The organism is Romboutsia sp. 13368 (assembly GCF_018336475.1).
Lineage (GTDB): Bacteria > Bacillota > Clostridia > Peptostreptococcales > Peptostreptococcaceae > Romboutsia.
In genome coordinates this window covers 786,262-787,727 of the sequence record NZ_CP048741.1, presented here as the reverse complement: position 1 = coordinate 787,727, position 1,466 = coordinate 786,262, and the positions used below count along the sequence as shown (strand labels likewise).

Annotated in this window: 2 protein-coding genes; both read right to left on the bottom strand. The window is 25.1% G+C overall.

Annotated elements, in window-relative coordinates:
• Positions 1-511, bottom strand: a 511-nt coding sequence (locus G3997_RS03185) for an MATE family efflux transporter (RefSeq protein WP_296648006.1), incomplete at its 3' end; no start/stop codon positions are given.
• 154 nt (positions 512-665) lie between these two features.
• The gene (gene surE / locus G3997_RS03180) at positions 666-1,421 is read right to left on the bottom strand and encodes a 5'/3'-nucleotidase SurE (protein WP_296648001.1); all 756 of its coding nucleotides are present in this window, start codon (positions 1,419-1,421) and stop codon (positions 666-668) included.
• Positions 1,422-1,466 lie beyond the last annotated feature (45 nt).

The following is a 1,466-nucleotide window of genomic DNA, read 5'->3' as shown; positions in this document are numbered from 1 at the left end:
GAGAATMTATGCTATAAACAACTAAAGATATCTTTACTGTTTTAACAGATCTTAAAACTGATATTGTACAGTTTGTTAAAGAATAAAATATATAACTTATAGATAAAATTTTTAAATATTTTGATCCTTGAAGTATAACTTCTTTATCAGTCGTATATATATTCATAAATTGTTTAGGTATAAATATCGCAACTAAAATAAAAAAAATGGTTATTATGATACATATCCTATACATTATAGCCATTACCTTATGTATAGAATCTATATCTTTTTTACCATAATATTGAGCTGCCATTACGCTAGCTCCACTTCCTACTCCAAGTATTAACACCATTAATATAAATTGCAAATGATTTGCTATTGCAACACCCGATAAGTTAATTTCACCTAACCGTCCTACCATAATTGTATCAGCCATACTTACAGAGAAAGTTATAAGATTTTGTAAAGCTATAGGAATGGCTATATTTAATGCTGTTTTATAAAACAATCTATCTCTAGTTAGCCTCATTACTTTCAGTATCCTTTCTAACTTTTGCAATTTTAACATTACTAATAGTATATTTGCTATCTCTACATTATATTATTTACTCTAAAAAAACTTTAATTCTTTAATAAAAAAAGTTATGAGTAAATAATAATTTTACTCATAACTTTTAAATTAATTATAATAATGATTCTTTTAATATATCTATTTTTTTACTATTTGTCATATCTATATTTACTGGAGTTATACTTATATATCCATCTTGAACTACTGCTATATCACTATGTTCATGTTGTTCAAGGTTTTTAACTTTTCCACCTATCCAAAAATATCTTTTCCCATATGGATTAATTCTTTCTTCTAAGGCATTTTCATATTTTACTTCTCCAAGAATAGTTATTTTAGTTCCTTTAATTTCTCCAATAGGTATATTAATATTTAATATGCCATCATCTAATATATGTAACTTATCTTCAATATTGTTAACTATTTTTGATGCATATTTAGAAGCCTTAGCATATTCTTCTTTAGATACATTAAATTCATTTAATGAAAATGCTATCGATGGTTTATTTTGAATAAATCCCTCTATAGCTGCTGATACTGTTCCAGAATATATAACATCTGTTCCTAAGTTAGGTCCATTATTTATACCACTTAATACTAAATCTATACTTATATCCTTAAATAATGCCTCTATTCCTATCTTAACACAATCTGCTGGTGTTCCAGATATTGAAAAAGATTTTATTTTATCATCAACAAATTCTTCATTTACCATTATTGGATTATGTATTGTTATAGCATGTCCTGTAGCACTTCTTTGACTCTCTGGTGCAACAATATATACATCATGATATTTTGATATTTCCTTTGCTAATTCTATAATTCCATCTGCTCTTATTCCATCATCATTTGTAATTAATATATTCATATTATTTCTCCTTTTATTTAAATTTTATATGATTAATNCATTCTT